Source organism: Erwinia sp. (assembly GCF_031978025.1).
GTDB lineage: Bacteria > Pseudomonadota > Gammaproteobacteria > Enterobacterales > Enterobacteriaceae > Erwinia.
Genome location: NZ_DALZCD010000211.1, coordinates 7,533 through 7,792, shown reverse-complemented (window position 1 = coordinate 7,792; position 260 = coordinate 7,533). Strand labels below are relative to the sequence as shown.

General features: G+C 57.3%; 1 pseudogene. It reads left to right on the top strand.

Annotated features, from left to right (window positions below):
• A pseudogene (locus RTK32_RS15870) lies at positions 1 to 260 on the top strand (glucan biosynthesis glucosyltransferase H); the annotation flags it as partial.

Genomic DNA, 260 nt, shown 5'->3' with positions numbered 1-260 from the left:
TGATGGAAGCTAACCCTAATGCGGGTATCATCCAGTCTTCGCCGAAAGCGTCCGGGATGGATACGCTCTATGCACGTTGCCAGCAGTTTGCCACCCGTGTTTACGGCCCGCTATTTACGGCCGGCCTGCACTTCTGGCAGCTGGGCGAATCGCATTACTGGGGCCACAACGCCATTATTCGCGTGAAGCCGTTTATTGAGCATTGCGCGCTGGCGCCGCTGCCGGGTGAAGGCTCTTTTGCCGGTTCTATTCTGTCGCAT